Source organism: Actinomycetes bacterium, from assembly GCA_035489715.1.
Classification (GTDB): domain Bacteria; phylum Actinomycetota; class Actinomycetes; order JACCUZ01; family JACCUZ01; genus DATHAP01.
On the sequence record DATHAP010000086.1, the window covers coordinates 1 to 2166 of the forward strand.

At 76.5% G+C, this 2166-nt stretch carries 2 protein-coding genes; one reads left to right on the forward strand and one right to left on the reverse strand.

What is annotated here, in order from left to right; all coding sequences use genetic code 11:
* The coding region (locus VK640_07245; GenBank protein ID HTE72978.1) for a DEAD/DEAH box helicase at nt 1–1255 on the reverse strand (1255 nt) is incomplete at its 3' end.
* A gap of 101 nt (nt 1256–1356) precedes the next feature.
* Between VK640_07245 and VK640_07250 the strand changes: the two genes are divergently transcribed.
* The coding region (locus VK640_07250) for an MFS transporter (protein HTE72979.1) at nt 1357–2166 on the forward strand (810 nt) is incomplete at its 3' end.

Here is a 2166-nt window from a genome sequence, read left to right on the forward strand (position 1 = left end):
GGAAGAGCACGCCGCGGCTGACCGCACCGACCTGATGCCCGGCCCGCCCGACCCGCTGGAGGCCGCTGGCGACCGTCGGCGGCGACTGGACCTGGACGACCAGGTCGACCGCGCCCATGTCGATGCCCAGCTCCAGGCTCGAGGTCGCGACGACGGCGGGCAGCCGGCCCGACTTCAGCGCTTCCTCGACGATCGCCCGCTGCTCGCGGGACACCGAGCCGTGGTGGGCGGCGGCGACCGGCTGGACCCCCTCCGGGATCCCCCCACCGGACCCGGCCTGCGCCATCAGCGCCGCGGCGTTGGTCCCCGGGGGCACCGGCTCGCCCGTGGCGCGCTCGTAGGCCAGCTCGTTCAGCCGGCTGGTGAGCCGCTCGGCCAGGCGGCGGGAGTTGGCGAACACGATCGTGCTGCGGTGTGCCTGGACCAGGTCGAGCACCCGCTCCTCGACCGCCGGCCAGATCGACGCCCGCGGCTGGTTGCCCGCCGCGGACCCCTCCAGCTCGCCGGTCGGCTGACCCAGCTCGCTCATGTCCTCGACCGGGACGACGACCGAGAGGTCCCACTCCTTCGTCGAGGGCGGCGAGACTATCTGCACCGGCCGCCCGCCCGCCAGGTAGGTGGCGACCTCCTCGATCGGGCGCACCGTCGCCGACAGCCCGATCCGCTGGGCCGGCCGCTCCAGCAGCTCGTCGAGCCGGTCGAGCGAGACGGCGAGGTGCGCGCCGCGCTTGGTGTCGGCGACGGCGTGCACCTCGTCGACGATGACCGTCTCGATGCCGCGCAGCGCCTCGCGGGCGGCACTGGTGAGCAGCAGGAACAGCGACTCCGGGGTCGTGATGAGGATGTCGGTCGGCCGGCGGGTGAACGCGCGGCGCTCGTCGGCCGGGGTGTCGCCCGACCGGATGCCGACCCGGATCTCCGGTCGCTCGAGGCCGAGGCGGGAGGCCGCCTGGCCGATGCCGGTCAGCGGCGCCCGGAGGTTGCGCTCGACGTCGACCGCGAGCGCCTTCAGCGGGGAGACGTAGAGGACCCGACAGCGCAGCTGCTCCTCGGCGGGGGGCGGCGTGGCCGCGAGGCGGTCGAGCGACCACAGGAAGGCCGCCAGCGTCTTGCCCGACCCGGTGGGTGCGACGACGAGCGAGTGCTCCCCGCTGCTGATGGCGTCCCAGGCGCCCTCCTGGGCGGCGGTGGGCCGGATGAAGGCACCGGTGAACCAGGCCCGGGTGGCCTCGGAGAACCGGTCGAGAGCGGACACGCGACCAGTGTCCCCGGGAGGTACGACAGTTCGCCGGTCCGGACGGGGCCGGCGACAGCGGGACCAACCGCCCGTGGCCGTCGGTGCGGCAGACTGCCGCCGTGCCCGAGACCCGTCCGACCACCCCGGTGCCGGCCGCCGTCGTCGATCCGGACGCCGTGCAGCGCCGGACGGTCGGCACGCTCAGCGGCGGTGTGGCGCTGGCCGGACTGGGGGTGACCGTGGGGATCACCCTGGGCGGGCTGCTGGCCCGCGACGTCGCCGGCACCGACAGCGCCGCCGGTCTCGGGACGACGGCGGGCGTGCTCGGTGCCGCGGTGCTGGCGGTGCCCCTGGCACGCATCAGCGACCGGTCCGGGCGCCGCGCCGGGCTGGCGGCCGGGTACGCGGTCGCCGTCGTCGGGGCGCTGGTCACCGTGGGCGCGGCCGCGATCTCGTCGCTGCCGCTTCTGCTGGTCGGGTTGTTCGCCTTCGGCGCTGCGACGGCCTGCGGGCTGCAGGCGCGCTACGCCGCGGCCGACCTCGCCTCGCCGGCGCGACGGGGCCGCGACCTGTCGCTCGTCGTCTGGGCGACGACCGTGGGCTCGGTGCTCGGCCCGAACCTGGCCGGGCCGGGCGCCGATCTGGGCCGGGCGCTGGGCCTGCCCGCGCTCGGCGGCGGCTTCGCGCTGTCCGCCGTCGCGTTCGCGGTCGTCGCGGCCGGCTTCCTGCTGCTGCTGCGGCCGGACCCGCTGCTGCTGGCCCGGCGCCTCGGGGGCGGCGGCGACGGGCCACGACCGCGCCAGGCCACGGGTACCGCCGTCCGGGCCGTCTGGGCCTCGCGGGTGGGGCGCCTCGGGCTGACCGCGGTGGTCGTGTCGCACTCGGTGATGGTCGGTGTGATGGTCATGACCCCCGTGCACATGGGGCAC